Source organism: Kitasatospora xanthocidica, from assembly GCF_014656195.1.
GTDB classification, from domain to species: domain Bacteria; phylum Actinomycetota; class Actinomycetes; order Streptomycetales; family Streptomycetaceae; genus Kitasatospora; species Kitasatospora xanthocidica.
This window is the reverse complement of record NZ_BNBY01000024.1, coordinates 15,112-40,045: the sequence shown is the minus strand read 5'-3', so window position 1 is coordinate 40,045 and position 24,934 is coordinate 15,112. Positions and strand designations below refer to the sequence as shown.

17 protein-coding genes are annotated in these 24,934 nt (G+C 72.0%); 7 read left to right on the top strand and 10 right to left on the bottom strand.

Annotated features, from left to right (window positions below; genetic code table 11):
* The first annotated feature begins 211 nt into the window (after positions 1–211).
* From IE332_RS42030 to IE332_RS30775, 4 genes are all read left to right on the top strand, one after another.
* On the top strand, positions 212–4,582 hold the full coding sequence (locus tag IE332_RS42030) for a LamG domain-containing protein (protein WP_189922802.1): 4,371 nt from the start codon (positions 212–214) through the stop codon (positions 4,580–4,582).
* Positions 4,583–4,667: 85 nt separating this feature from the next.
* On the top strand, positions 4,668–11,207 hold the full coding sequence (locus IE332_RS30785) for an RHS repeat domain-containing protein (protein ID WP_189922800.1): 6,540 nt from the start codon (positions 4,668–4,670) through the stop codon (positions 11,205–11,207).
* A gap of 222 nt (positions 11,208–11,429) precedes the next feature.
* Positions 11,430–12,194 carry a hypothetical protein gene (locus IE332_RS30780; RefSeq protein WP_189922798.1) on the top strand — a complete coding sequence of 255 codons (765 nt, stop codon included), beginning with the start codon at positions 11,430–11,432 and terminating at the stop codon, positions 12,192–12,194.
* A gap of 87 nt (positions 12,195–12,281) precedes the next feature.
* On the top strand, positions 12,282–12,605 hold the full coding sequence (locus IE332_RS30775) for a hypothetical protein (protein ID WP_189922796.1): 324 nt from the start codon (positions 12,282–12,284) through the stop codon (positions 12,603–12,605).
* Between the two features lie 69 nt (positions 12,606–12,674).
* On the opposite strand, the gene IE332_RS30770 is transcribed toward IE332_RS30775, so the two are convergent.
* The 4 genes from IE332_RS30770 to IE332_RS30755 form a co-directional block, all read right to left on the bottom strand.
* Positions 12,675–12,986 (bottom strand): hypothetical protein, encoded by a 312-nt coding sequence (locus tag IE332_RS30770; protein ID WP_189922973.1) that lies wholly within the window; start codon positions 12,984–12,986, stop codon positions 12,675–12,677.
* A 109-nt stretch (positions 12,987–13,095) separates the two neighbouring features.
* Positions 13,096–13,905 (bottom strand): phytanoyl-CoA dioxygenase family protein, encoded by an 810-nt coding sequence (locus tag IE332_RS30765; protein ID WP_189922794.1) that lies wholly within the window; start codon positions 13,903–13,905, stop codon positions 13,096–13,098.
* Between the two features lie 54 nt (positions 13,906–13,959).
* Positions 13,960–15,072 (bottom strand): serine hydrolase domain-containing protein, encoded by a 1,113-nt coding sequence (locus tag IE332_RS30760; protein WP_189922792.1) that lies wholly within the window; start codon positions 15,070–15,072, stop codon positions 13,960–13,962.
* 176 nt (positions 15,073–15,248) lie between these two features.
* The gene (locus tag IE332_RS30755) at positions 15,249–16,112 is read right to left on the bottom strand and encodes an RNA methyltransferase (protein ID WP_229929060.1); all 864 of its coding nucleotides are present in this window, start codon (positions 16,110–16,112) and stop codon (positions 15,249–15,251) included.
* A 171-nt stretch (positions 16,113–16,283) separates the two neighbouring features.
* On the opposite strand from IE332_RS30755, the gene IE332_RS30750 reads away from it, so the two are divergent.
* Complete coding sequence (locus tag IE332_RS30750; RefSeq protein ID WP_189922790.1) at positions 16,284–16,964, top strand: HAD family hydrolase; 681 nt, start codon at positions 16,284–16,286, stop codon at positions 16,962–16,964.
* A gap of 66 nt (positions 16,965–17,030) precedes the next feature.
* Here the strand turns inward: IE332_RS30750 and IE332_RS30745 are convergent, their stop codons facing one another.
* Together IE332_RS30745 and IE332_RS30740 are read right to left on the bottom strand one after the other, a co-directional pair.
* Positions 17,031–17,777, bottom strand: coding sequence for a DUF2071 domain-containing protein (locus IE332_RS30745; RefSeq protein ID WP_189922788.1), 747 nt, complete (start codon positions 17,775–17,777; stop codon positions 17,031–17,033).
* Positions 17,774–18,106, bottom strand: a complete 333-nt coding sequence (locus IE332_RS30740; protein ID WP_189922786.1) for a metalloregulator ArsR/SmtB family transcription factor — start codon at positions 18,104–18,106, stop codon at positions 17,774–17,776. The genes IE332_RS30745 and IE332_RS30740 overlap by 4 nt, the downstream gene beginning before the upstream one ends.
* A 167-nt stretch (positions 18,107–18,273) precedes the next feature.
* Here IE332_RS30740 and IE332_RS30735 point away from each other — a divergent pair, with 167 nt between their 5' ends.
* Positions 18,274–19,794 (top strand): amino acid permease, encoded by a 1,521-nt coding sequence (locus IE332_RS30735; protein WP_189922784.1) that lies wholly within the window; start codon positions 18,274–18,276, stop codon positions 19,792–19,794.
* On the opposite strand, the gene IE332_RS30730 is transcribed toward IE332_RS30735, so the two are convergent.
* The 3 genes from IE332_RS30730 to IE332_RS30720 form a co-directional block, all read right to left on the bottom strand.
* Positions 19,745–20,419 (bottom strand): TetR/AcrR family transcriptional regulator, encoded by a 675-nt coding sequence (locus IE332_RS30730; RefSeq protein WP_189922782.1) that lies wholly within the window; start codon positions 20,417–20,419, stop codon positions 19,745–19,747. The genes IE332_RS30735 and IE332_RS30730 overlap by 50 nt on opposite strands.
* Positions 20,420–20,516: 97 nt before the next feature.
* Positions 20,517–21,770 carry an MFS transporter gene (locus IE332_RS30725; protein ID WP_189922780.1) on the bottom strand — a complete coding sequence of 418 codons (1,254 nt, stop codon included), beginning with the start codon at positions 21,768–21,770 and terminating at the stop codon, positions 20,517–20,519.
* Positions 21,767–22,660, bottom strand: a complete 894-nt coding sequence (locus IE332_RS30720; RefSeq protein WP_189922778.1) for a pirin family protein — start codon at positions 22,658–22,660, stop codon at positions 21,767–21,769. The genes IE332_RS30725 and IE332_RS30720 overlap by 4 nt, the downstream gene beginning before the upstream one ends.
* A 177-nt stretch (positions 22,661–22,837) precedes the next feature.
* On the opposite strand from IE332_RS30720, the gene IE332_RS30715 reads away from it, so the two are divergent.
* The gene (locus IE332_RS30715) at positions 22,838–23,407 is read left to right on the top strand and encodes an NADPH-dependent FMN reductase (protein WP_189922776.1); all 570 of its coding nucleotides are present in this window, start codon (positions 22,838–22,840) and stop codon (positions 23,405–23,407) included.
* A 554-nt stretch (positions 23,408–23,961) separates the two neighbouring features.
* Here IE332_RS30715 and IE332_RS30710 read toward each other — a convergent pair.
* Positions 23,962–24,435: a DIP1984 family protein gene (locus IE332_RS30710; RefSeq protein ID WP_189922774.1), complete on the bottom strand. Its 474-nt coding sequence runs from the start codon at positions 24,433–24,435 to the stop codon at positions 23,962–23,964.
* Between the last annotated feature and the right edge of the window lie 499 nt (positions 24,436–24,934).

Here is a 24,934-nt window from a genome sequence, read left to right as displayed (position 1 = left end):
CGGGGTCGGCCCGCGTCACACCCTGATGGCGTGATTTGGATCACATGCCGATCGCCGGTTCATCCGATTTCGCCCATGCTGCCCCGCCTGGCCCAGTGGCGTCAGAGGCGCTTTTCTCATGCTTTTCTGATGAACCGTTGACATTTCTTTTAGCTGTCCGTGAAGATCCGCTCGATCCTTTCCCGCATACCGGAGTCGGAGCTTACGCACAGTGAGAACAGCAGCAAGACGGTCGGGCAGCCTGCTCGCCGCGGTCGCGCTGGCCGCGACCGCGGTGGTGCCGGCCGCCGCCGCCACCGGGGGGACACCTCCGCCCGGCGCGACGGGCACCCAGGACGCCCAGGACACCGCCGAAACCCGGGCCGTCCACGAGGCCGCCCGCACCGGGAAGCCGGTCGAGGTGCTCGCCAAGCGCGGCGAGTCCAGCGACACCGTCGCCCAGCCCGACGGCAGGCTGAAGACCACCACCTACGTCCAGCCCAAGCGGGTGCGCAAGAACGGCGCCTGGGTGGAGCTCGACCCGACGCTGCAGTCCGTGCCCGGCGGCGCCGTCGCCCCCAAGGGCTCCACCGCGGACCTGCGGTTCTCCGGCGGCGGCAGCGCGCCACTGGTCACGATGGCCCGGGCCGGCAAGGAGCTGAAGCTCAGCTGGCCGAAGCCGCTGCCCAAGCCGACGCTCAACGGCGCGACCGCGGAGTACGCGTCGATCCTGCCGGACGTGGACCTGCGGCTGTCCGCCACCAAGACCGGGTTCACCCAGGTCATCGTGGTGCACACGCCCGAGGCCGCCAAGAACCCCGAGCTGGACCGGCTCCGGCTCGGCCTCCACGGCGAAGGCCTGACGTTCAGCCAGGAGGCGGACGGCACTCTCAAGGCAAAGGACCCGTCCGGCGGCGGCACCGTCTTCGAGGCGCCCGTCCCGGTGATGTGGGACTCTTCCAAGCCGGCCGCCCCGGCCAACACCCCGGCCAACACCCCGGCCGCCGCCCCGAAGACCCTCAAGGCCGCCCCGCAGGCCGCCCCGCAGGCCGAGGCCGCCGCCCCCGCGCAGAACGACCCCGCCGCCGCCGGCTACGGCGACCTGCCCGGCGAGGGCGCGAAGATGACCCGCCTCAAGGTCGAGCTGCCCAAGGACGGCCTGCTGCTCTCCCCCGACCAGGGCATGCTGGCCGCCCCGGACACCGTCTACCCGGTGATGATCGACCCGGCGTGGAACACCCCGCACGCCGGCGACTGGGCGGGCGTCTCGCGCACCTACCCGAACCAGGCGTACTGGCACTTCACGTACAACAGCACCTACGTCCACGACTGGGGCGTCGGCTACTGCGGCGACACCTCCCGGTGCGCGCCGACCGACGTGAAGCGGGCCTTCTTCCAGGTGCCCAACCCGTTCGTCGGCAAGCAGATCCTCTCCGCCACCTTCGGCACCTACGAGAGCTGGTCGTACTCCTGCGACGCCCGGCCCGTCGAGCTGTGGAGCACCGGCTACATATCCTCCGGCCTGACCTGGACCGCCCAGAACGCCTCCGGCTTCTGGAGCCGCTACCTGCAGACCATCAACACCGCCAAGGGCTGGAGCGGCACCTGCCCCGGCGACTGGCTGGAGTACGGCGGGGACGGCGGGAACGGCGGGAACGGCGCGGTGCGCAACCTCGTCCAGGACGCCGCCAACTGGGGCTGGCCGACCATCACCTTCGGCCTGAAGGCCCAGAACGAGGGCGACACCCTCGCCTGGAAGCGCTTCACCGACGACGCCTACCTGCAGGTGTACTACAACCTGCGGCCCAACCAGATCCCGATGTCCGACATGACGATGTCGCCGGGCTCGGTCTGCCAGTACCCCGGCATCAAGATCAACAAGATGCCGCAGGTCACCACCCGGGCCTCCGACCCGGACGGTGAGGCGATCGGCGTGCAGTTCGCGGTCGGCTGGGACGACGGCACCGGCCTGCGCCGGCGCTGGTGGTCCACCGGCTCCGAGGACGCCGCACCGGGAGGCAACACCTTCAAGGCCTCCGGCTCGATCTTCTCCTGGCCGCTGCCGACGTCCCTGCCGCAGAACGTCCAGCTCGACTGGGAGGCCCGCGCCTGGGACGGCGCGCAGTGGGGGCCGTGGTCCGCCGACGGCGACCCGACCGGCTGCTACTTCACCGTCGACACCTCCGCCCCCGACGGCCCGGCGATCACCTCGGACGCCTACCCGGGCTCCAAGGACGCCACCGCGACGCTGCCGTGGACCGACGGCGTCGGCAGGAACGGCCTGTTCACCCTGAAGTCCGCCGCCACCGACGTGGTCAGGTACCAGTGGGCCCTCGACGGCTCGGCGCCGACCGACGTGGCGACCAGCAACGGCGCCGCGCAGACCGTGCGCGTCCAGCCGCAGACCGCCGGAGTGCACATGTTCTCCGCCAAGGCGATCGACGGCGCGGGCAACGCCTCGCAGTCCGAGGCGTACTACTTCAATGTGCTCTCCGGGCAGGCCCAGCGCACCGGCTGGGCGATGGACGACACGGGCGGCACCACCGTCACCGGCACCGGCGGCACCTTCGAGGCCACCCCCGGCTCCGGCGCCACCCCGGGCGCGCCCGGCCACCTCAAGGAAGGCCTCGCCCTGGACGGCACCGCCAACGGCTACGCCGAGACCCAGGGCAACGTGCTGGACACCACCCGCGGCTTCACCGTCTCCGCCTGGGTCAACCTCACCGGCGACACCTCCCGCAACCGGGCCGCGGTCAGCGAGAACGGCAACTGGGCCACCCGCTTCGCCCTCGGCCTGATGGGCGGCAAGTGGGCGATGTGGACCTCCACCCAGGACACCAACGCCGTCTACACCCTGGAGACCGCGAGCTCGGACACCCCGGTGGTGCTCAACCAGTGGACCCACCTGACGGGCGTCTACGACCCGGTGGCCAGGACCGCCACCCTGTACGTCAACGGCGTGCCCGGCACCCCGGTGGCCGTCACGGCGGCCTGGGACGCGCGCGGCCCGCTGGAGTTCGGCCGCTCCAAGTGGCACGGCAACATGACCGACCCGTGGAAGGGCTCGGTCGACGAGGTCCGGCTCTGGGACCGCAACCTGGGCAAGGCCGAGGCCACCGACGTGGCCGCCGACAAGCAGCTCGCCACCGGCCGCCCGGCCAAGGCCGTCTGGCACCTGGACGGCACCGGCGCCAAGCCGGTCGGCACCACCGAGACCGACAACCTGACCGCCGGCAACGGCGTCGCGCTCGGCCGCCCGGGCATCGCCGACAAGGCGATCCACCTGGACGGCGTCGACGACTACCTGCGCGGCACCCGCCCGCAGGTGGACGGCAGCCGGGACTTCTCCGTCTCCGCGTGGGTCAAGCTGCCCGCGCCGGCCGCCGGCGACACCAACCCGAAGATGGCGGTCACCCAGAACGGCCAGCACAACAACGAGTTCTCGCTGTACTACTCGCCCTACTGGAAGCGCTGGATCTTCGGCCGCTACAAGGAGGACACCTCCGCCGACACCCTGGTGCGCACCTGGCAGGCCGACTGCACCCCGAACACCCAGGTGAACGGCGTGCCCTGCTTCGCCGGGACCACCGGCGAGTGGACCCACCTGATGGGCGTCTCCGACACCGCCGCCAGGAAGCTGCGCCTGTACATCAACGGCTACCTGGTCGGCGAGTCCGACTACACCCAGAACGCGCCCTGGGCCAGCCCCGGCCCGCTGCAGATCGGCGCGGTCAACCGCGAGGGCGTCAACGCCGAGTTCTTCGGCGGCGACATCGACGACGTCCGGCTCTACGACCGGGTCGTCACCGGCCCGGAGGCCACCGCGATGGTGCAGCAGCGCCCGCAGCTGGCCGGCCGCTGGAAGCTCTCCTCGGTCACCGGCACCCCGGCGGTCACCACCCCCGACGAGGGCCCGGCCAAGGCCGGCGCCCAGCTCGGCGGCGGCGCCTCGATCAAGGCCGACGGCGGCGTGCTGCCCGTCCCCGGCACCCTGCTGCTGGACGGCACCGCCGGCTACGCCGCGACCGCCTCGACCCCGCTGCACACCGGCCAGAGCTTCACCCTGGCCGGCTGGGCGAACACCGCGGGCGTCCCGACCCGGGACATGACGGTCCTGTCCGTGAGCGGCGCCAACAACAGCGCGGTCACCCTGCGCTGGCACGCCCTGGGCAACGACGCCAACGGGCAGCCCACCGGCCAGTGGCAGGCCGAGGTCCGCGACTCCGACGCCAACGGCGCGGTGCGCACCCTGACCGCGCACACCAAGGCTTCCTCCGTCCAGGAGAACTGGACGCACCTGGCGGTCAGTTACGACGCCTTCGCGGACCGGCTGGTGCTGTACGTCAACGGCCAGCCGGAGAACCAGGGCTGCCCGGACGCCACTCCCGGCTGCGTGCCGCTCGTGTCCTCGACCGGTGCCCCGCAGCCCTACGAGGCGGGCGGCGGTGTGCAGTTCGGCCGGAACAGGGCGGCCGGAGCCTGGGGCGAGTACTTCTCCGGTGAGCTGGACGACGTCTGGCTGTACCAGGGCGTGCTGAGCCACGCGCAGATCGTCAAGCTCGCCGACTACGGCGTCGAGCTGGCCACCGCCACCGGCGTCTGATCCCCCCTTTCCACGGGCCGGGCGGCTACCTGCCGCCCGGCCCGCGGTCTGTCCTATCCACCTACTCCCGAGGAGTCGTTCCACCATGAGCAGGAAGAGGTCGGTGCCGCTGCCGGCCCGGTCCAGGGTGTCCGCGGTCATCGCGGGCGCACTGGTCGGGTCGCTGCTGCCGGCACTGCCGCTGGCCGCCGTCGCGGCGGCCGCCGAACCGTACACCAAGCCGTCCGCCGTCTCACCGGAGAAGCCGGTCAAGGGCTCGGACGCCAAGCCCAAGGGGCCCAAGGCCGACACCACCGTCAGCAAGGTCGACGGCAAGCACGGCGGCCTGCCCGGCGCGGGCAGCGCCACCGTCGACGTCCCCGGCGAGAAGGGCAAGGCGGTCAAGGCCGGCGCGCTGCCGGTCGCCGTCTCCTCCGCCGGCTCGGCGGGCCGGGCGAAGGTCGAACTGCTCGGCCAGGACGCCGCCGTCAAGGCCGGGATCAACGGCGTGCTGCTGACCGTCTCCGGCGCCGACGAGAACAGCGGCCTCGCCGTCGACTACTCGTCCTTCGCGCAGGCGGCGGGCTCCGGCTTCGGCTCGCGGCTGAAGCTGGTCCGCCTGCCCGAGTGCGCGCTGACCACCCCGGACCTGCCCGAGTGCCGGGTGCAGACCCCGCTGCCGGGCGGCAACGACCCGGAGCGGCAGACGGTGGCCGCGGACGCCCTGACCGCGGCCCCGGCCGGGTCGATGCGGCTGGCGTCGGCTCCGGGGGCGATGGTGGTGGCCGCCACGACCGGCAGCGGCGGCCCGAGCGGCACCTACAAGGCGACCCCGTTGTCCTCGGCGTCGACCTGGTCGACCGCGCTGAACAGCGGCTCGTTCAGCTGGTCGTACGACATGCCGCTCACTCCGATGCCCGGCGGGCTGACCCCCAAGCTCGGCCTGTCGTACAACTCCGGCCGGATCGACGGCCGCACCGCGAACAGCAACAACCAGGCCTCCTGGGCGGGTGACGGTTTCGACCTCTCCCCCGGCTTCGTGGAACGCGGCTACAAGCCCTGTGCCGACGACGGCGCGCCGAAGACCAACGGTTCGGAGTCCGGCGACCAGTGCTGGGCGACCGACAACGCCACCATCAGCTTCGCCGGCCACTCCGGAGAGCTGATCCCGGTCTCCAACGACGAGTGGCGCATCGAGGGCGACGACAACACCAAGGTCACCAGGGTTCGCGACACCAACCGCGGCAACGGCGACAACGACGGCGAGTACTTCCGCGCCACCACCACGGACGGCACCAGCTACTACTTCGGCTACAACCGGCTGCCGAACTGGAGCGCGGGCAAGCCGGAGACCAAGTCCGTCTACACCGTCCCGGTGTTCGGCAACAACGCCGGAGAGCCGTGCAACGGCGCCGACTTCGCGTCCTCCTGGTGCCAGCAGGGCTGGCGGTGGAACCTCGACCTGGTGGTCGACACCCACGGCAACGACATCACCTACTGGTACACCCCCGAGACCAACAACTACGGCCGCAACCTGAAGGCCACCGACCGCACCCCGTACGTCCGGGGCGGCCGGCTGGAGCACGTCGAGTACGGCCAGCAGCAGGGCGACCTCTACTCGGCCACCGTCAAGCCGATGGGCCGGGTCGAGTTCGGCACCGCCGAGCGCTGCCTGGAGACCAACGCCGCGCTCTGCGACCCGGCGAAGATCGACGCCAACCGCCAGTACTGGTACGACACCCCGTGGGACCAGAACTGCAAGGACGGCACCGACTGCACCGGCCAGTTCTCGCCGACGTTCTTCACCCGCACCCGCCTCACCCAGGTCGTGGCCAAGACCCTGCAGACCGACGGTAGTTACGCCGCCGTCGACACCTGGGACCTGACCCACAAGTGGGGCACCGCCGACTTCGACTACCAGCTCCTGCTGGACTCGATCAAGCACACCGGCTCCTCCGCCACCCCCTCCGTCGCGCTGCCGAAGACCACCTTCGCCTACAAGCAGCTGGCCAACCGGCTCGACAAGGTCGGTGACGGCCGCATGCCGTTCGTCAAGCAGCGCCTGGGCACCGTCACCGACGAGCTCGGCGGCCAGATCGACGTCAACTACTCGGCGCCGGCCTGCGACTGGAACGCACTGCCCACCCCGCAGACCAACACCACCCGCTGCTTCCCGCAGCAGTACCAGCCGACCAACGACGTGCCGGTGACCACCGAGTGGTTCAACAAGTACGTGGTCGAGTCGGTCATCGCCACCGACCGCACCGGCGGCGCACCCGACATGGTCACCCACTACACCTACCTCGGCGACGCCGCCTGGCACTACGACGACGAGGACGGGCTGACTCGGGAGAAGCTCAAGACCTGGTCCCAGTGGCGCGGCTACGCCCGCACCCGGGTGGAGACCGGCGGCGTCACCGGCATGTCCACCCAGGCCGACCACTACTTCCTGCGCGGCATGGACGGCGACCGCTCCGACCCGGCCGACAAGAACAGCAAGCGCACGGTGACCGTCGACGACGGCCAGGGCACCACCCTCACCGACGACAACGCGTGGGCCGGCTTCGAGTACCGCGTCGAGCAGTACGACGGGCCGGGCGGCAAGGTCCTCGGCAAGAACGTCAACACGCCGTGGAAGAAGGAGACCGCCAAGCGCGTCCGCGACTGGGGCACCACCACGGCCAACCTGACCGGCACGTCGGTCCGGCGCTCCTTCACCTCGCTGGACAAGGGCGCCGGGAACTCCTGGCGCGAGGTGCGCAGCAGCACCACCGTCGACGACTACGGCCGCACCACCCAGTCCGAGGACCTGGGTGACGTCGCGAGCGGCACGGACGACAAGTGCACCCGGATCACTTACGCGGACAACGCCCCGGCCTGGATCCTGGCGGCCGCGGTCCGCACCGAGACCGTCGCCGCGAACTGCTCGGCGAACGTCAACCGGGACACGCAGCCTGACGGCACCTCGGCCGTCCTGGCCGACACCCGGGTGAGTTTCGACGGCCAGGCCCACGGCGTCGCCCCCACCAAGGGCGACGTCACGCGGACGGAGACGCTCAAGTCCCGTACCGGCAACAGCGCCACCTACCTCGGCAACACCGCCGCCTTCGACGGCTACGGGCGGACGCTGACCAGCACCGAACTCGCCGTCAGCACGGTCTACGACCTCACCGGGGCCACCGCGCCGGTCAGCACGGCGACTCCGCTCGCCCGGACCACCACGACGGTCTACACCCCGGCGGCCGGCCGGCCGGCGCAGTCGAAGACCACCGGCGCCCCGTCCGTCGCCGGCAACAGCGCCACCGCGCACACCGTCACGACCGACTACGAGCCCGTCCGCGGCCTGACCGCCGACACGATCGACGCCAACAACCGCCGCACCGACCTGCAGTACGACGGCCTCGGCCGGATCCTGAAGGTCTGGCTGCCCAACCGCGCCAAGAGCACCGGCCAGTCGCCGAACCACCAGTTCGGCTACGACATCGCCGACGGCAGGATCACCTCCGTCGCGACGCTGACCCTGAACGCCGACGGCTCCCAGGACACCGCGTACACGCTGTACGACGGCATGGGCCGGGTGCGCCAGACCCAGGCACCCGGTGACAACGGCGGCCGCATCCTCAGCGACAGCTTCTACGACGAACGCGGCCAGGCCGCCCTCGCCTACACGCCGTACTACGCCACCGGCGCCCCGAGCACGACCCTGTTCAAGGTCGAGGACGCCACCGGTGTCGAGACCCAGACCGCGAAGACCTTCGACGGCCTCGGCCGCGTGGTGACGTCCACGGTGCTGGCCGGCAACGGGGTCGGCACCCCGCTGTCCACCACGACCACCGAGTACGGCGGCGACCGGGTCACCGTCGTCCCGCCCGCCGGGGCGGTCCCGACCACGACCATCGCGGACGCGGCCGGGCACACCACCGAGGTCCGCCAGTACAAGGACCGGACCCTCACCGGCTACGACGCCACCGGCTACGCCTACGACCCGGCCGGCCACCTCACCAGGCTGACCGACCCGGCCGGCACCGCCTGGACCTGGCTGTACGACCAGCGCGGCCGGCAGACCAAGACCGTCGACCCCGACTCCGGGACCACCCTCAAGGTCTTCAACGACCGCGCGGAGATGGTCAGCACCACCGACGGCCGCGGCAGGACCGTCACCACCGTCTACGACAACATGTCCCGCCCGGTGGAGACCCACGACGGCTCCGTCACCGGCCCGCTGACGACCTCCACGGTGTGGGACCCGACGGGCAACAAGGGGATGCTCTCCTCGACGACCCGCTACGCCACCGTCAACGGCACCACCTACCAGTACAAGACCGCCTACTCGCTCTACGACCCGCTGGGCCGGGCGACCCGCACCACGGTCACCGTCCCGTCCGTCCCCGGACAGGAGGCGCTCGCCGGCACCTACGTCACCGGCGCGATCTACCGGCTCGACGGCCTGCCCCAGTCCGTCTCCTACCCGGCGGCGGGCAACCTCCCCGCCGAGTCACTGGCCTTCACCTACGACCAGCTCCACCGGGCGACGGCGGTCTCCGGGCTCAGCAGCTACCAGACCGGCCAGACCTTCAGCCTGACCGGCAAGCCGCTGCAGTCCACCCTGAACGCGGGCACCCCGGGCAAGGACGTCTACGTCACCAACTCCTACGAGTGGGGCACCCAGCGCCTCGCCGCCAGCCGCACCGACGAGTACGGCGTCACCGGCGCGCTGCGGGCCGCGGCCTACACGTACGACCAGGCCGGCAACATCACCTCGCTGACCGACAGCACGCCCGCGGGCGTCGACCGGCAGTGCTTCCAGTACGACTACCAGGTCCGCCTCACCGAGGCGTTCACGCCCTCCGGAACCGGCTGCCCGTCGGCCCCCGACGGCGCGTCGCTCGGCGGCCCGGCCCCGTACTGGAACAGCTACACCTACAACACCAACGGCACCCGGGCCGGTGAGACCCGGCACGACCCCAAGGGCAACCCCACCCTCGACACCACGACCGGCTACGCGTACCCGGCGGCGACCGGCACCCGTCCGCACGCCCTGGGCAGCACCAGCACGGCCGTGGGCCCGGTCGGCACCCCGGCCGTCGAGTCCTACGACTACGACGCATCCGGCAACACCGTGGGCCGCCACCTCAAGCCCTCCGGCAACCAGACCAGCGACCAGGTGCTGGTGTGGAACTCCGAGGGGAAGCTGGACAAGGTCACCGACACCGTGAAGACCACGGTCGGCACCACCACCGGCACCACCACGAGGACCACCGACTACCTGTACGACGCGGTCGGCAACCGCCTGCTCACGCACAACCTCGACACGGCCGCCCCGGCCGGCGAGAAGTGGACCCTCAACCTCGGCAACACCGAGCTCACCCTGGCCAAGGGCGCGGCCAAGCCCACCGCGGTCCGCTACTACCAGCTGGGCGGCGCGACCGCGCTGCGCACCGACGACAACAAGGTCACCTTCCAGGTCGGCGACCACCACGGCACGGCGACGCTCAACATCGACGCCGTCACCGGGGCGGCCGCCGTCCGGCGGACCACCCCGTTCGGCGCGGCCCGCGGCGCGGCCCCGGCCACCTGGGCGGGCAGCCGCGGCTTCGTCGGCGGCACCAACGAGCCCACCGGACTCGTCCACCTCGGGGCCCGTGACTACGACCCCGCCACCGGCCGGTTCATCAGCATCGACCCGGTCTTCGCCGAGAACGACCCCCAGTCGCTCAACGGCTACGCCTACGCCCACAGCAGCCCGCTCAACCGCAGCGACCCGAGCGGACTGTTCGACCCCGACGAGCGCGACTACTGCCGAACGCACGCGGACGACTGCCAGGGCAACCACCTCCGGCCGTCGAACGCCTACCAGCAAGGCGTCCAGGAGGGCAAGAACGTCATCTGGGACGGCTACGGCGTGCCGCACGTGCTGGCCGAGACCGAGGACTTCAGCAAGAACCCGACCGAGGGCATCGCCTACCACACCATGAACAACGACCTGAAGGACTCCGGCAACTGGTACGACGGGTCGAAGACGGGCAGCGGCGTGCGGTACCTGGTGCAGGACGAGAACAATCCGATCATCCAGAAGAACACCATCCTGGACGCGAACGGGAACAGCGTGCCCCTCGGCACCACGTCCGACTTCATCAAGGTCACCTGGCGCAACGGCAAGATCGTCGGCGTCGAGTCGGTGGACGCGACCGGCGGGAAGTACGTCCAGGGCGGCATCGACACCATCACCAACAAGCTGGACGTCAACAAGAAGGCCCAGGCCGGAAACGTCGTCTTCGTCGCCCAGGACGCCGACCAGGCCAAGCAGATCGCCGACCACTTCGCCGGGAACCAGAACGTCCGGATCATCACCGCGGACGGGTCGTTCGACAGCCGCCGTTCGGTGAAGGTCAGCGTCACCCCGCCGAAGCCGCCGGCGGCGGCTCCGAAGCCGGGGGCGCCCAAGGGCGGCCGTCTCGGGATCCTCGGCCGGATTCCGGTGCTCACCGTCATCACGACGCCGTTGACGGTGATGCAGGCCAAGGACGACATCCACGACTACGGCTGGGAGAGGGGAATCGACCTGACCCTGCAGAATATCTTCGACCCGTTCGACTTCGGCGGCTCACGCGAGATGATCCTTCCCCAGCAGCAGCCGATGGCGTAGCACGCCACAGCAGCCGGACCGGCTGAACCGCCGGATCCCGGCCCCCGGGCCGGCCCGCCGCCTCATCGGCGCGGGCCGGCCCGGGGCCGACTGCCTTCCCCCGTCCCCTTCTCTCCGCCCTCCCCGTCCTTCCTCAGCAGGTCCGCATCAGTAGGATCACCTGGTCGTATCCGTCGGTCCCCAGACCTCACGCACTCATCCCCTCCCCCTTAGGCGCGCACCATGGCTCGTGATCTCCTGACCGTCTGCCTCCCCCCGACCCCGCCGGACGAGGTCACGGCGGCGATCGGAGCCGCCATGGCGCCCTACGACTACGACTACGAGGCGCAGCCCGGCGGCCCCGCCTGGCAGGGGAAATGGGATGTATGGGACATCTACGGCGGGCACGACGGCGACGGGTTCCCCGTCTCCCCCGCCGACGAGGCGGACCCCCGCCTGATCTTCAACCCGACCCTGCCGAACGGCACCCCCCGGCAGCGGACCCCCTCGCGGTGGGACGGCGGCCCGCGCGCCCTCCTCGACTTCGACGCCGCCCGGGCCCCCGTGGCCGCGCGCGCCGCCGAACGCCTGCGGGCATGGCAGACGTTCGCCGCGGGCTTCCCGCCGGCCCTGCCGTTCGACACCTTCGCCGAACGCGCCCGCCGGGACCTCGCCGCCTACCCCGTCGCCCGAGCCCGCGCCGACTACTACGAGCAGCCGCTGATCAGCGCGGCCAACGACTCGCCCGAGGTCTGCGGCCTCTTCCCGCGCCTGACCGACCCGCTCCACCACTTCCGCGGCGACCCGGCGGAGTTCGTCCGCCGCGAGACGGCACAGGTCATCCCGACGAACTACCTGCTGCTCCTGAACGGTCAGTGGATCGACGGCACCGTCGAGGACTGGGGCCGGGAACTCGGCCGGTCCGGCGACTACCACCGGTTCGCGGACGACTACCTGGAGACCCTGCCGGGCGACTGCCTGGTGATCCGGCTCCGCTTCCACTACTGACGCCGCGCATCACCCCGTACGGACGGTGGCAGAAGGGGGCGTCAGAAGCCGACTTCCAGTACGCCTTCGAGAACGAAGATGATTTCGGTGGCCCGGGCTCGCGTGGAGTTCCTCGTCCTGATGGGCCAGGCCGCGTCCCTGCGCGCGGACTCCTTCCAGTCGGCCCACGAATACCTGGGACGCAGACTCGGCCTGTTCGCCTCGGGCGCGATCACGCTGGTCGCCGCGGCCACGGCCGTGCACCGGGTGCTGGACGACGGGCCCCCGACGCCGATCGTCCAGCACGACCCGAGCGCCGTCGACACCGACGCCGGCACCCGGCGGATCAAGATGTCCATGCACCTGACGAGCCACGAGGACAGGCTCTCCCTCACGCTCGCCGCATGTGCTGAACTCTCCCAGTTGGCTTAGTGGTTGTAGCCATAGCCTACCGAGTGGTGGGCGTCGCCTCCGCCGACGTACCGTCGCCCGCGCGCGCCTTCAGGAGGCCGCGCCCCGAGCCGGGCACTGCCAGTCGGCCGCGTCGATCGCATGGCCCGCAACGTCGGTGAGGTGGAAGCAATGACCGTTGACCCACACGGTCACCGAATCCGGCCGGTGCACGACCTGGAAGGGTTCGTCCCCGCGCGACGTCCCGGACCAGGAACCGTCCGCCGCCGGTGCGTGGGTGACAACGACGCAGGTCTGCTGCGGCTGGATCTGGTAGGTGTCCGCCCAGGGCTCCACGGTCAACTCCAGCGGCGCTTCACCGTCGTTGGTGACCAGCAACCGCGCGGTTCCCCCGACGGACATCTCCAGCACCTCCCACTCCCCCTGCGGGTGATCTCGCAGGCAAGCACCGTCCACGGGTGCACAGGCCTGATCCTCACACACGGGATCAGCTTCGCCGGCGCCGTCCCCCTTACTCGGCCGTTGGGCCGCCGGCCCGGGTCAGTCCGAGCCGCACCGCGCGTTCGACCGGCGTGTAGGCGCCGTCGGCGCGGTGGAGGTCGAGTGGGGCGGCCGACAGCAGCGGGGGCTGGGCGAGGAACCTCGGCCGGGTGCCGCGGTTGGGCTGGCCGGCGTGGATCAGGAACGGGTGGCAGAGGTAGACGTCTCCGGCTCGCCCGGTGGCATGGGCCAGCGGGCGGTCGGGGGCGTCGAGCCTGCCCGCGGTGTCCATGGTCCGGCAGAGCTCCATCCCGTCGACACCGGGTTCGCCCATCGGCTCCAGGAAGGCTGGAACGTCCAGGTGCGAGCCGACCTTGATCCGGGTCGGCCCGTGGTCGGCGTCGACGTCCGAGAACAGGAACAGCATCAGCAACGCCCGTTCACGGGATCGGAGGTTGAGCCAGTACCCGCTCTCCCCCTCGGGCGTGTAACTGGCGTCCATGTGCCACCCGGTGTCGCCGGGGTCGTCGGGATGCGGAAAGCGGATGGGAAACGTGCCCAGCCCGGTACGCGGCAACCAGCGGCCCGGGCCGACCAGTTGGTCGAAGGCGCCGTGCAGGCGCTCGGTGGTCGCGGCGCGCTGGAACGGCGCATCCGCGTATCCCCACAGCCTGACCACCGGCTGGGTCCAGCCGGCGGGATCGTCCGGATCGAGGCCGGTCTCGCGCCACAGGAACGCCCGGCACTCATCGGCCAGGGACCGGGGGAACGCCTCTTCGAGGTGGATGAAGCCCTCGGAGACGAATCGGTCGATCTGATCTGACGTCAGAACTTCTCGCATGATGATGCTTTCAATCGCAGTTGATGGACGGGCAACGGCAACAGGCAACGGGCTTCAGGCGCCGCGCAGACCGGCGTCGACCAGGCCCAGGTGGTGTTCGAGCGCGAACCGGACGATGGCACGGTTGGCGGAGACGCCGTGCGGTCCGGCGTTGGAGGCGGACACGACGGCGAAGTCGCGTTCCGGCACCAGGAGCAGTTCGACGAACTGTCCGAAGCCCGAGCCGCCCTGCCAGACGGTGCGCACTCGATCGACATCGCGCAGGAACCAGCAGGTCCCGATCGTGTCCGCGAGCGCACTGGACCGCACGGTGACGGTCGGTTCCCGCATCTGCCTCAGCGAGGCGGTGGGAAGCAGGCGTTCGCCGCGCCGCGTCCGACCGTCTCCGAGATGGAACCGTGCCCAGCACAACAGATCCGAGACCGAGGAGGCCAGGCCCCCTCCCGGATTGTTCGCGCGGGTTCCCTTCCACCGCCGCGAGACCGCCGGCTTCCCCTCCGCGTCGGCGACGTGTCCGACGGCGAAGCGCCGGGTCAGCACGTCGCCGGGCGCGAAGAGGGAGTCTTCGAGCCCCACGGGGTCGAGGACGAACTCGGCGACGGCCTGCTCGTAGGGCATCCCGCTGACCTTCTCGATCACCCGTCCGAGCAGGTTGTATCCGGCCTGACTGTGCGAAGCCCGCTCCGCGGGTGCTGCCAGGAGCGGCGGGTCTGTCAGCCGGGCCACCTCGGCGGCCAGGGCGTCGTCACCTTCCCCGGTGTCGATGACCAGGCCCCGGTCCAGTCCGGCCGTGTGGTCGAGCAGGTTCGACACGGTCATCTGCGCGGCGGCCTGCTCGTCGGCGAGCCGCAGCTCCGGCAGGTAGCGGCGCACCGGCGAGCCGAGGTCGACCAGCCCGTCCTCGACCAGCCACATCAGCGCGGTCGCGGTGAACGTCTTCGTCACGGCCCCCAGGAGGAACACCGTGTCCCGGGTGACCGGCAGCGGGTTCTCGACACTCGTCACACCGTGGCACGCGAAGTCCTCCCGGCCGTTCGCCCACACCCCGACGGCGACACCGGGGATCCCGAGCCTGGCCGCGGCGGCCTCGACGAAACCGGCCACCGCGCCCTCGGGCGGCGGCAGGCCGGCACCGGCCCCTGCCGTGGCACTGTCGCTCACTGTCATCTCTTCCTCCTTGGGTGGCCGGTCCGGCTCGGGTGGCCGGTCCGGCCGGCTCCGCGTCTCGGGACGCACCGGGACGGCGCAGGTCCGCGGGACCGACGCTAGGAGAGGTGACGGTGGGTCAACCCGACTTTTCGAGGACGGCTTCGGTCGGGCCGACGGGGCCCGACGGGGGTATGTCAGGCCGGGCGCTTCGCGGCGGCGCGCCGCTGCCGTGAAGCCTCGTACAGCACGGCGGTCGCGGCGTTCGCCGCGTTCAGAGAGCTCGCCGAGCCGCTCATCGGAATGCTGACCGTGTGGTCGCACAGCTCCCGCCAGGCGTTGCTCAGTCCCGACGTCTCGTTGCCGATCAGCAGCAGCACCGGCTGGGTGAAGTCGAAGTCGAAGACGTCGCAGTCGCCCTTCTCGTCGGTGCCGACCAGGGCGATCGGCTGCCCGGCGGCCCGCTGCCCGCCGACCCAGGCCATCACGTCGTCGGGCGACGGCACGCGCACGGCGGGCAGTGCGAACAGGGATCCCGTACTGGCCCGAACCGCCCTGGGGTCGTACACGTCCGCGGCATGGCCCGAGACTATGAGCCCGTGCGCACCGAAGGCGTCCGCGGACCGGATGATGCTGCCGATGTTGCCGGGGTTGGTCGGCCGGTCGAACAGGACACCCAGGAAGCTGTCGTCGGCCCGTTGCAGCCGGCTCAGATCGTCGGCCGGCATCTCCACCACGGCCACCACTTCCGGCGCGCTGTCGTTCTTCTCCCCCAGCTCCGCCAGCATCTCGGGAGCCATGGCGATCTGCTCGGCGTCGACCGTCCGCAGCAGTTCCTCCGCCCACCGCGACAGCTTCCGCTTGCAGTCGAAGATCAACGCCCGGACGGGCCAGCCGTACTGGACCGCCAATGAGATCGGACGTACGCCCTGCACCAGGAACTCTCCCGCGCGCGTCCGCTTGTTGCGGTTGCCGAGCAGTGATTCCCACTGCTGGAAGCGCGCGTTGCGCGACATGATCCGCCGAACCGCCGGCACTTGACCCCCCAAGTCGACTGCCATCCGCCGTGCGCTCCACCCCGAAGAGGTCCGCATCGGCACCTCTCGAGACAGTACACCCCACAAGATCACGACCGACCTGTGGGCGGTGACGATGCGGAGGCGGGCCGCCTCGGACAGCTGATCGCTCATCAAAGGCAGACCAGCGGGCGTCCGTTGAGCAGACTGAGCCGAATGACGACACAGCCCTCTTCTCAGGAAGACCTCCGTGCTGTTCTCTTCGACTCGGGCGGCGTGCTGATGCGGCCGATCGGCGGCCGGTGGAACCCGCGGGCGGACTTCGAGCAGACCGTTCTCGCCCACGTGCCCTCGATCACGTCGGAACAGTTCGCGGCGGCCGTCGCCGTAGGCGACCGATTCCTCGCCGCCTCCTCGCCCGAGCCCGAACCCGACGACTACCACCGGCTGATGCTGCGTGAGGTGGGGGTGGACCCGGGCTCGGAGCTCCTCGCCGACCTGCGCCGCGAGGTGCCGCCGGCCACGCTCCTGGAGACCTACCCGGAGGTCGTGGGCACTCTGGAAGAGCTCGGCCGACGGGGCGTGCGGATGGCGGTGGTGTCGGATGCCTGGCCCAATCTGCCCGACCTTCACGCGGGGCTGGGGATCGCGCGGTTCTTCGAGGCGTACGCGATCTCCGCGGTGCTCGGCTGCAACAAGCCGGACCCGCGCATGTACCACCATGCCAGCACCGCGTTGGGGCTCGCACCGGCGCAGTGCCTGTTCGTCGACGACGATCCGGCCCTGGTCGCCGCCGCGATCGGGCTCGGGTACGCGGGGCGCGCGGTCTGCCGGGGATCGGCCACCACGGAGGTGCCGTCCGTCGCGTCCCTGGCGGAGTTGCCGGACCTCTTCTGACACGGGCGGAACGGTCTGCGTCCCGGACGCGGACTGCCCCGGGGTGGTGCGGGGTGACCGGGCGCTTCAGTGGGCGGGTTGCGCGGCCTGACCGGGGGTCAGGGCCGGGAGTGGCCGCCAGGTGGCGGGGAGGCCGCGCATGACCAGGGCGCTGTCCAGGGTCGCGCTTCCCGGGGGGAAGCGGTCCGGGTCGTCGAAGAAGGTGGAGGCGGCGGAGCGGACCCGGCCGGCTTCCATCTGCCAGGCGTCGGTGCGCAGTTCGATGCCGTCGAGGTGGCGGCCGGAGCTCGTGGCCGAGTAGCCCTTGGCCCCGGACCGGAAGAACCGTGAGGCTTCGGCGAGGTCGGCGAAGAGTTCGCTGCCCCGCAGTTCGTCGGAGAGTTCGACGGTGACATCCACCCGGGTGTCGCCGTCGCGGGTGGCGAGTGCGACGCGCAGCCGATCGGCGGTCTCGTCCACCTGGAAGTCGGCCCGGCCGTGCTCGCCGGGGAAGAGGCGGCCGCCCGCCCAGGCGTTGAGCCGCGAGGCGGTGTCGCGCCGCGGGATGTAGACGCCGGTCTCGACGCCGTCCGGGCCGTCCCACTCGACGGCGATCCGGTGTGCCGCGTTCTCGCTCCGCAGGCCGAACGAGCCGGGCGCCCAGGTGGGCCGGGCGCTTCCCAGGCGCAGCAGGCAGATGCCCGCGACCGCGTGGCCGTGGACCAGTTGCGGGCGCAGCGGGCCGGGGAGCAGGCGGGCCGCGGCGTCGGGGGCGACCCGGTAGTTCACCAGGAGCCGTCGCTCGATGACGGTGGACAGGTACGGTTGCCTCATGATCCCTCGCTCTGCGGGCCGGGGCGCCATTTGGTGTGGCGGAGCACGATCTGTTCGGGGCAGACGGCGCTGAGGAAGCGGCCGACGCAGGTGGCCAGGCGTTCCTCGGCCAGCGCGTAGATGATCCGGTTGCCCTCCCGCCGCTCGGTGATCAGTCCGGCTCCCTTGAGCACGCCGAGGTGCCGGGAGACGGAGGGCGCGCTGATGGCGAACCTGGCGGCGATGTCACCGGCCGCGAGTTCGCCGTCCCGGAGGTCTTCGAGGATCTGGCGCCTGGTCGGATCGGCGAGGGCGCGGAAGGCTCCGGCCTCGTCCTGGGCTTCTGTCATGCCATCTATTTAGCACTTTAGCTAAGCATCTAACAAGGTGGCGGGTGGACGGCGTGACAGCGGTCGGCGGGTGTCCACGCTTCGGTCGGACCGGCCGGAGGACTTGATCACGACGGGTGGTCGGGGCCAGGATCTCCCCCGGTTGGATCACAACGGGGGGAGCCGTGATGTCAGAGGACCGGTCGGTCGGTCGTGGACTGAGACAGCGCCACATCGCCATGATCGCGCTGGGCGGTGCGATCGGAGCCGGGCTGTTCGTCGGCTCCGGCGTCGGGATCGCCGCGGCGGGGCCCGGGATCGTGGTGTCGTACGTGGTGGCCGGGGTGCTCACGGTGCTGGTCATGCGGATGCTCGGCGAGATGTCCGCCGCCCGCCCCGGCTCCGGGTCGTTCTCCGCGCACGCCACCCGCGCCTGGGGGCCGTGGGCCGGGCTGCTGGCCGGCTGGATGTACTGGGCGCTGCTGGTGGTGAGCGTGGCCGCGGAGGCGATCGGGGCGTCCCGGATCGTGGCGGGCTGGCTGCCGCAGGTGCCGGCCTGGGTGTGGGTGGCGGTGTTCATGGCGCTGTTCACCGGGACGAACCTGGCGGGGGTGCGGCACTTCGGTGAGCTGGAGTTCTGGTTCGCCGGGGTGAAGGCGGCCGCGATCTGCGCGTTCATCCTGCTCGGCGCCGCCGCCGTGCTCACCGGCCGGGCTCCGGCCGCGGAGAACCTGACCGCGCACGGCGGCCTGCTGCCGCACGGCTGGCACGGGGTCGCGGTGGGCACCATCGCGGCGGTGTTCGCGTACGGCGGGCTGGAGACGGTGACCATCGCCGCCGCCGAGTGCGCGGACCCGGTGGCCGCGGTGCGCCGGGCGGTGCGCACGGTGCTGTGGCGGGTGGCGCTGTTCTACATCGGCTCGATGGCGGTGATCGTCGCCGTGGTGCCGTGGGACGACCCGGCGGTCGCCGGCGGCCCGTACGCGGCGGCGATCGGCCGGATCGGGGTGCCGGGCGCGGCGCAGCTGATGAACGCCGTCGTGCTGGTGGCCCTGCTGTCGGCGATGAACGCCAACATCTACGGCTCCTCGCGGATGCTGCACGCCCTCGCCGCCCGCGGCGACGCCCCGCGCCTGCTGACCCGCGGCGGCCGGGGCGGGCAGGGCGGCGCGGCCGGAACCGGCCGCGCCGTGCTCGCCTCGGCCGCGTTCGGCTTCGCGTCGGTGGTGCTCAGCCTGGTGTGGCCGCGGACCGTCTTCCCGTTCCTGCTGAACTCGATCGGGACGGCGATCCTGGTGGTCTGGATCCTGATCGCCGCTTCCCACCTGCGGCTGCACGGCCGCCGGCAGCGCACGGACGGGCAGGAGCGCGGGCCGGGCCAGGAACGCGGACCGGGGCGGGCGGCCCCGATGCGGGGCTTCCCGTACCTGGGGTGCCTGGCGCTGGCGGCGATGGCCGGGGTGCTGGTGTTCATGCTGGTGGACCCGGGCAGCCGCAGCCAGGTGCTCTGCACCGGCGCGTGGACGGCGGTGCTGCTGCTGGTGGCCGGGGTGCGGCAGCGGCGCCGGCGCGGGCCGGGCGCCGGAACCGCCGCCGGGCCCGCCGTTGCCGCGGTCACTGCCACAGTGGGCACTGCCGCCGCGGGCACTGCCGCCGCGGTCACCGCTCCCGCGCGTACCGCGTCAGGAACAGGTCGACCCCGGAGCTGATCATCCGGCGCATCCCGGCCTCGTCCAGTTCGGCCTCCGGGCGGAACGTCCGTACCAGCTGCGGCACGCCCACCGTGCAGGCGACCAGCTGCTGCACGGCCAGCGCCGGGTCCTCCACGGCGAGCACGCCGCGGCGGTCCAGTTCGGCGAAGGCCTCGATCAGCGGGCCGTTGTTCATGTCGTAGCTGACCCGGTACCAGAGCTGGCCCAGCTGGGGGAAGCGGTCGATCTCGCCGATCACCAGGCGGCGCAGCGACATGATGTCGGGGCGCAGCAGGATGCGGGTCCAGTCGAGGGTGAGCGTGATCAGCGCGGAGCGCAGGTCGTCGGCCTCGGCGATGGTGGAGTTCCACGGCTTGAGGTCCTCGTAGGTGGTGGGCAGTATGCCGCCGATCACCGCGAGGAAGAGCCGTTCCTTGTTGCCGAAGTGCTTGTAGATGGTCGCCTTGGAGACACCGGAGCGGGCGGTGATGGCGTCCATCGAGGCGGCGGAGTAGCCCTCTTTCAGGAACTCGGCGAGCGCGGCGTCGATGATCGCCTGCCGGCGTCGCTGGGCGGCGTCGGTCGGCCCCGGGATGATCGGGATGCCGAACTCGTCGGTCGGCTGGGGGCTTTCGGCGGCCATCGGGGGTTCTCCTCGGGTACTCGGGGGGAGACGGTACGGGCCAGTATAGGAAACTGAACGGTTCGGTTGGTGCCATCCCGGCACCCCGGCGCGGCGGCTACGGGCCCAGCCCGGCGAGCCGCCCGCCGAACGCCGCCAGCTGCGGGCCGAGCGCCGCACCGAGCAGGAACACCAGGTTGAACAGCCCGATCGCCTCCGGCCGTCGCCGCGGCGCCACGGCCTCGGCGGCGGCGCCGGTCAGGACGCCCTGGCCGCCCGCGTTGACGCAGGCGCTGGCCCCGGCGCCCAGCAGCACCAGCGGCGCCCAGGGGCCGAACGCGGCGAGCGCGAGTGCGGCGAACGAGACGCCGAGCAGCAGGCCGGCGGTCCGCCGCAGGCCCAGCCGGGGCGCGGCGCGTACCAGCGACCAGGAGAGCAGCGCGCCGGTCAGGGTGGCGAGCGAGCCGACGGCGCCGGTCTGGACGGCGCTCCAGCCGGTCAGCGCGGCGGCCCGCCGCGGTGCGCCGTAGACCAGGCCGAAGTTGACGGTCGCCAGGACCAGCATCACCGCCGCGACGGCCCGGAAGCGCGGCACCGCCAGGGCGTCCAGGCCGAGGAACGAGCGGCACGCCGCCACCACGCCCGCGCCCGCACCCCGCGCCGACTCAGACGCCGGCTCCGGCTCCGGTACGGTCCCGACCGTCGGGCCCGCGGCCGGTCCGGCGCACCCGCGCAGTGCGGCGGGCAGCACCGCCAGGGTCAGCACCGGCAGCACCAGGCAGGCCCGCCAGCCCAGCCCGGCCGCCACCGCCGCGCCGATGAACAGTCCGGCGGTGCCGCCCGCCGCGCTGCCGATCGCGACGATCCCGGAGGCGCGTCCGTCCGGTTGGCGCGCGGCCAGTTGGAAGGCGGCCACGTTGAACCCGGCCGCGCCGACCGCCTGCAGAGCGCGCCCGGCGACCAGCGGGCCGAGGGCCGTCCCGGCGGCGAGTGTGACCAGCACGCCGAGCAGCAGCGCCCCCGTGGAGGCGAGCAGCAGCGCCCGGGGGCCGCGCCGCCCGGCGGTGCCGGTGAGCAGCGGGGTGCCGAGCATCATGCCGAGCCCGTAGCCGCTCATCAGCCAGGCGGCGGAGCCGGGGCCGGTGTGCAGTTCCCGGGCGATGGCGGGCAGGACGAGGCTCGGGCTGGAGAGTCCGGCCGCCCCCGGGGCGGCGACCGCCGCGAGCAGCAGGCCGGTCCGGAGCGACCCCTGTACGCCCCGGCCGGTGCTGCCCGTCGGGGGCCCCGCCGGCGGCTCCGCCGGGGGTCCCGTTGAGGGTTCCGTTGGGGGCGCGCCCGCCCCTGCCGCCGTGTCCAGCGTTCCCGGGCTCACTCCGGGATCCGCCCGAACTTCCCGTTCGAGAAGTCGAGTTGGGCCTGCCGGAGCTCGGCTGCGGTGTTCATCACGAACGGGCCGCCGCGGGCCACCGGCTCGCCGATGGGCTCGCCGGCCAGGACCAGCACCTCGGCCGGGCCGTCCGGCGCGGCGACGGCGATCCGCTCGCCGTCGTGCGCCAGCACCGCGAGCTGGCCGTCCGCCAGCGGCGCGTCGGGCAGTTCGGCGGCGCCGGAGAGCACGTAGACGGCGGCGTTGTGGCCGACCGGCACGGTGAACTCGGCCTGCCCGCCGGCGGGCAGTACGGCGTGCGCGAGCAGGACCGGCAGGTGGGTCTCGAAGGGTCCGGCCACGCCGTGGCTGCGGCCCGCGATCACCTTGATCCGGCTGCCGTCCTCGGTGTGCACCACCGGGATGGTGTCGGGTCCCTGGTTCTGGCTGCGGGCGGGGAGGTCCTTCAGCCGGGCGGGCAGGTTCACCCAGATCTGGAGCATGTGCTGGCGGCCGCCGTGGGCGAGCAGTTCGGCGGTCGGCTCGTTGGAGTGGACGATGCCGGCGCCGGCGGTGAGCCATTCGACCTCGCCGGCGACGCTGGTGCCGCGCCGGCCGGTCGAGTCGGCCCAGTCCATCGAGCCCTCGATGAGGTAGGAGACCGCCTCGAAGCCGCGGTGCGGGTGGGCGGGGGCGCCCTTGGCCTCGCCGGGGGCGAGCAGCAGCGGACCGGTCTGGTCGACCATCAGGAACGGGTCGAGCATCGGGAGCTCGGCCACCGGGAACGGGCGGCGGACGGGGAAGCCGGCGCCCTCGAAGGTGTGCACGGGGTCGATGACGGTGGTGGTCGAGCGGACGGGGGCGGCCTGGGCCGCGGCGGGCTGAGTCGTCGTCATGCCGAAAACTGAACTACACGACTCAGTTCAGAGTCAAGACTGAACTGTCTGGTTGACGCATTGAACTGAACCGTTTAGATTTCTCGGCGTCGGAACGACCGGCGGCCCGGCACCGGGCCCGCACCGGGCAGGCCGCCACCCGCACCCACACCCGCACCGCAAGCAAGGAGCACCGTCATGAGCGCGTCCAAGGTCTTCGCCATCTCCGGTTCGCTGCGCGCCGACTCGCACAACACCGCGCTGCTGCGCGCCGCCCGCAAGCTCGACCCGGCCGGCATGGAGATCGAGATCTACGACGGCCTGCGCGAGATCCCGCCGTACGACTACGACCTCGACCACCCGGGCAAGCGCCCGGCCGTGGTCGAGGAGCTGCGCCGCAAGGTGGCCGAGGCCGACGGACTGCTCATCGCCACCCCGGAGTTCAACTACTCCATCCCCGGCGTCCTGAAGAACGCCCTGGACTGGCTGAGCACCGACTGGACCAAGACCGAGGGCCTGCCGCTGCACCGCAAGCCCACCGCGATCATGGGCGCCGCCCCCACCAACTTCGGTTCCGTCCGCGCCCAGCTGGCCCTGCGTCAGGTCTTCGTCTGGACCGACAGCGATGTCGTCGTCAAGCCCGAACTCGTCGCCTTCCGCTCCCACGAGCGCTTCGACGACCAGGGCGAACTGACCGACGAGACCACCGCCGGCATCCTCAAGGACCTGCTCACCGCCCTCCAGGGCAAGATCGACGCCCGCGCCTGACACCCGCACCCGATCGCCCGACACCCGCCCGCACCCCGGTCGACCGGCGCCCACGCCCCGATCGACCGGCGTCCGACGGGCCGCCTCGGTGCCCCGGCCCGGCCCTGCGCCACGCCCCGGCACTGCCCCGGCCCGACACCGCACCCCCACCTCGGTATCCGCACCCGCGGCACCCGCACCCCGAAATCCACCGCCCCCACGCGGTCCGAAGCCCCGCCGGGCACCTGCCCGGCGGGGCTTCACCACACCCGCGGCTGCGGGTCATCCGGCCTGATTCGCCTCCGCCGGGAAAAAGGGGCGAGGGCCGTGCGGTGTGCACGGCCCTCGCATCGGGTGTGGGCGCCCCGATCCCGCCCTCGCCGTCCGGATCTGCACATGGTGGTGAGCTGTGCGATGTGCTCTGTCACCTGTACGCGATGCTGAGCTGCATTGTTGAGTGAGGAATCGAACCCCTGCGTTGCTCTCCACGCGCCAGGGCCGGATGAACCGCCGGCCACGGTGTGTGCACGCCTCCGTGACGACTACCTGCTTTTCCCACACCCTGCTCGTGGGGGTCAGTCCTCGACCAGGTCGATCTCCCAGTTGGTGCGCTGGATCAGCGTGTCCACCTCGCGGATCTCCTTGGCCAGCTCATCTGCCCGGGCGCGGAGTTCGGCCACCGGCAGAGCGGAAAGGATCCTGAGCTCGGACCGCAACTGCCGTACGGCTCCGCGCTGGTCGCGGCCGGAGGCGGCGTCGGCGGCCGACGTGGTCACCGAGTGGCGCAGCCGCAGGACGTCCCGGCGGGCGAGGGCGTCGGTGAGGGTGCCACCACCCTCGACGACCGTGGTGGAGTTGGTCCGGTTGATCTGCCGGATCAGCCGCTCCAGCTCGTCCAGCACTTCCCCGGTCTGGGCCAGGACCTCCGCCGCGTTCTCGGCCGGTTCCTCGCCCTCCTGGTAGCGGGCGCTGCCGACGACCCGCGCCCGCAACTGCTCCACCTGCCGCACCGCAGCCGCGCGCTGCGCGAGCGCCTCAGCCAGTTTCACCGCGCCATCACCTCTACGTGCTCCTGATCGTCCGGTAAGTATGCACATCGGTGTCCGACGGCGCGGTCGGCGGGGTGGGGGTCGGCCGGACCTTCGCGGCGGGAGGCGGGCCAGGTCCTCCCCTGCGGATCCAGCGGACCTGTCCGCCGCGGGTCCGGTCTCCGGCGGACAGCCGGCCCTCGCCGTCGACCGGACGACCGGACGACCGGACGACCGGTCATCAGCGCGCCGACGCGCCGTGGTTGTCGGTGGGTCACCCGGCTGGACCACACGACGGGCGGGGCCCGGGGGCGGGTGCCAGATTCGTGCCGTGAGCGTGCCTTCCGCTCACGGCACGAATCACCGCCAGTCAGCACCACCTGGTACGCGGCCTCCGCACCGGGGCGCACCGCACCGGGCCACCGGGGCGCCTCCCGTGGCCCTCGTCTCCACCGTCCCACCGTCCCGCCGTTGCCCGTGGGCGATCCCGTGCCCCCGGGCGGACCCGTTCCCCGGCGGT

What these genes read in the sequence shown, in the direction of transcription:
- IE332_RS30785 (WP_189922800.1), top strand. Translation starts at nt 4,668, where the DNA reads ATGAGCAGGAAGAGGTCGGTGCCGCTGCCGGCCCGGTCCAGGGTGTCC.
- IE332_RS30780 (WP_189922798.1), top strand. Translation starts at nt 11,430, where the DNA reads ATGGCTCGTGATCTCCTGACCGTCTGCCTCCCCCCGACCCCGCCGGAC.
- IE332_RS30770 (WP_189922973.1), bottom strand. Translation starts at nt 12,986, where the DNA reads ATGTCCGTCGGGGGAACCGCGCGGTTGCTGGTCACCAACGACGGTGAA.
- IE332_RS30765 (WP_189922794.1), bottom strand. Translation starts at nt 13,905, where the DNA reads ATGCGAGAAGTTCTGACGTCAGATCAGATCGACCGATTCGTCTCCGAG.
- IE332_RS30760 (WP_189922792.1), bottom strand. Translation starts at nt 15,072, where the DNA reads ATGACAGTGAGCGACAGTGCCACGGCAGGGGCCGGTGCCGGCCTGCCG.
- IE332_RS30755 (WP_229929060.1), bottom strand. Translation starts at nt 16,112, where the DNA reads ATGGCAGTCGACTTGGGGGGTCAAGTGCCGGCGGTTCGGCGGATCATG.
- IE332_RS30750 (WP_189922790.1), top strand. Translation starts at nt 16,284, where the DNA reads ATGACGACACAGCCCTCTTCTCAGGAAGACCTCCGTGCTGTTCTCTTC.
- IE332_RS30745 (WP_189922788.1), bottom strand. Translation starts at nt 17,777, where the DNA reads ATGAGGCAACCGTACCTGTCCACCGTCATCGAGCGACGGCTCCTGGTG.
- IE332_RS30740 (WP_189922786.1), bottom strand. Translation starts at nt 18,106, where the DNA reads ATGACAGAAGCCCAGGACGAGGCCGGAGCCTTCCGCGCCCTCGCCGAT.
- IE332_RS30735 (WP_189922784.1), top strand. Translation starts at nt 18,274, where the DNA reads ATGTCAGAGGACCGGTCGGTCGGTCGTGGACTGAGACAGCGCCACATC.
- IE332_RS30730 (WP_189922782.1), bottom strand. Translation starts at nt 20,419, where the DNA reads ATGGCCGCCGAAAGCCCCCAGCCGACCGACGAGTTCGGCATCCCGATC.
- IE332_RS30720 (WP_189922778.1), bottom strand. Translation starts at nt 22,660, where the DNA reads ATGACGACGACTCAGCCCGCCGCGGCCCAGGCCGCCCCCGTCCGCTCG.
- IE332_RS30715 (WP_189922776.1), top strand. Translation starts at nt 22,838, where the DNA reads ATGAGCGCGTCCAAGGTCTTCGCCATCTCCGGTTCGCTGCGCGCCGAC.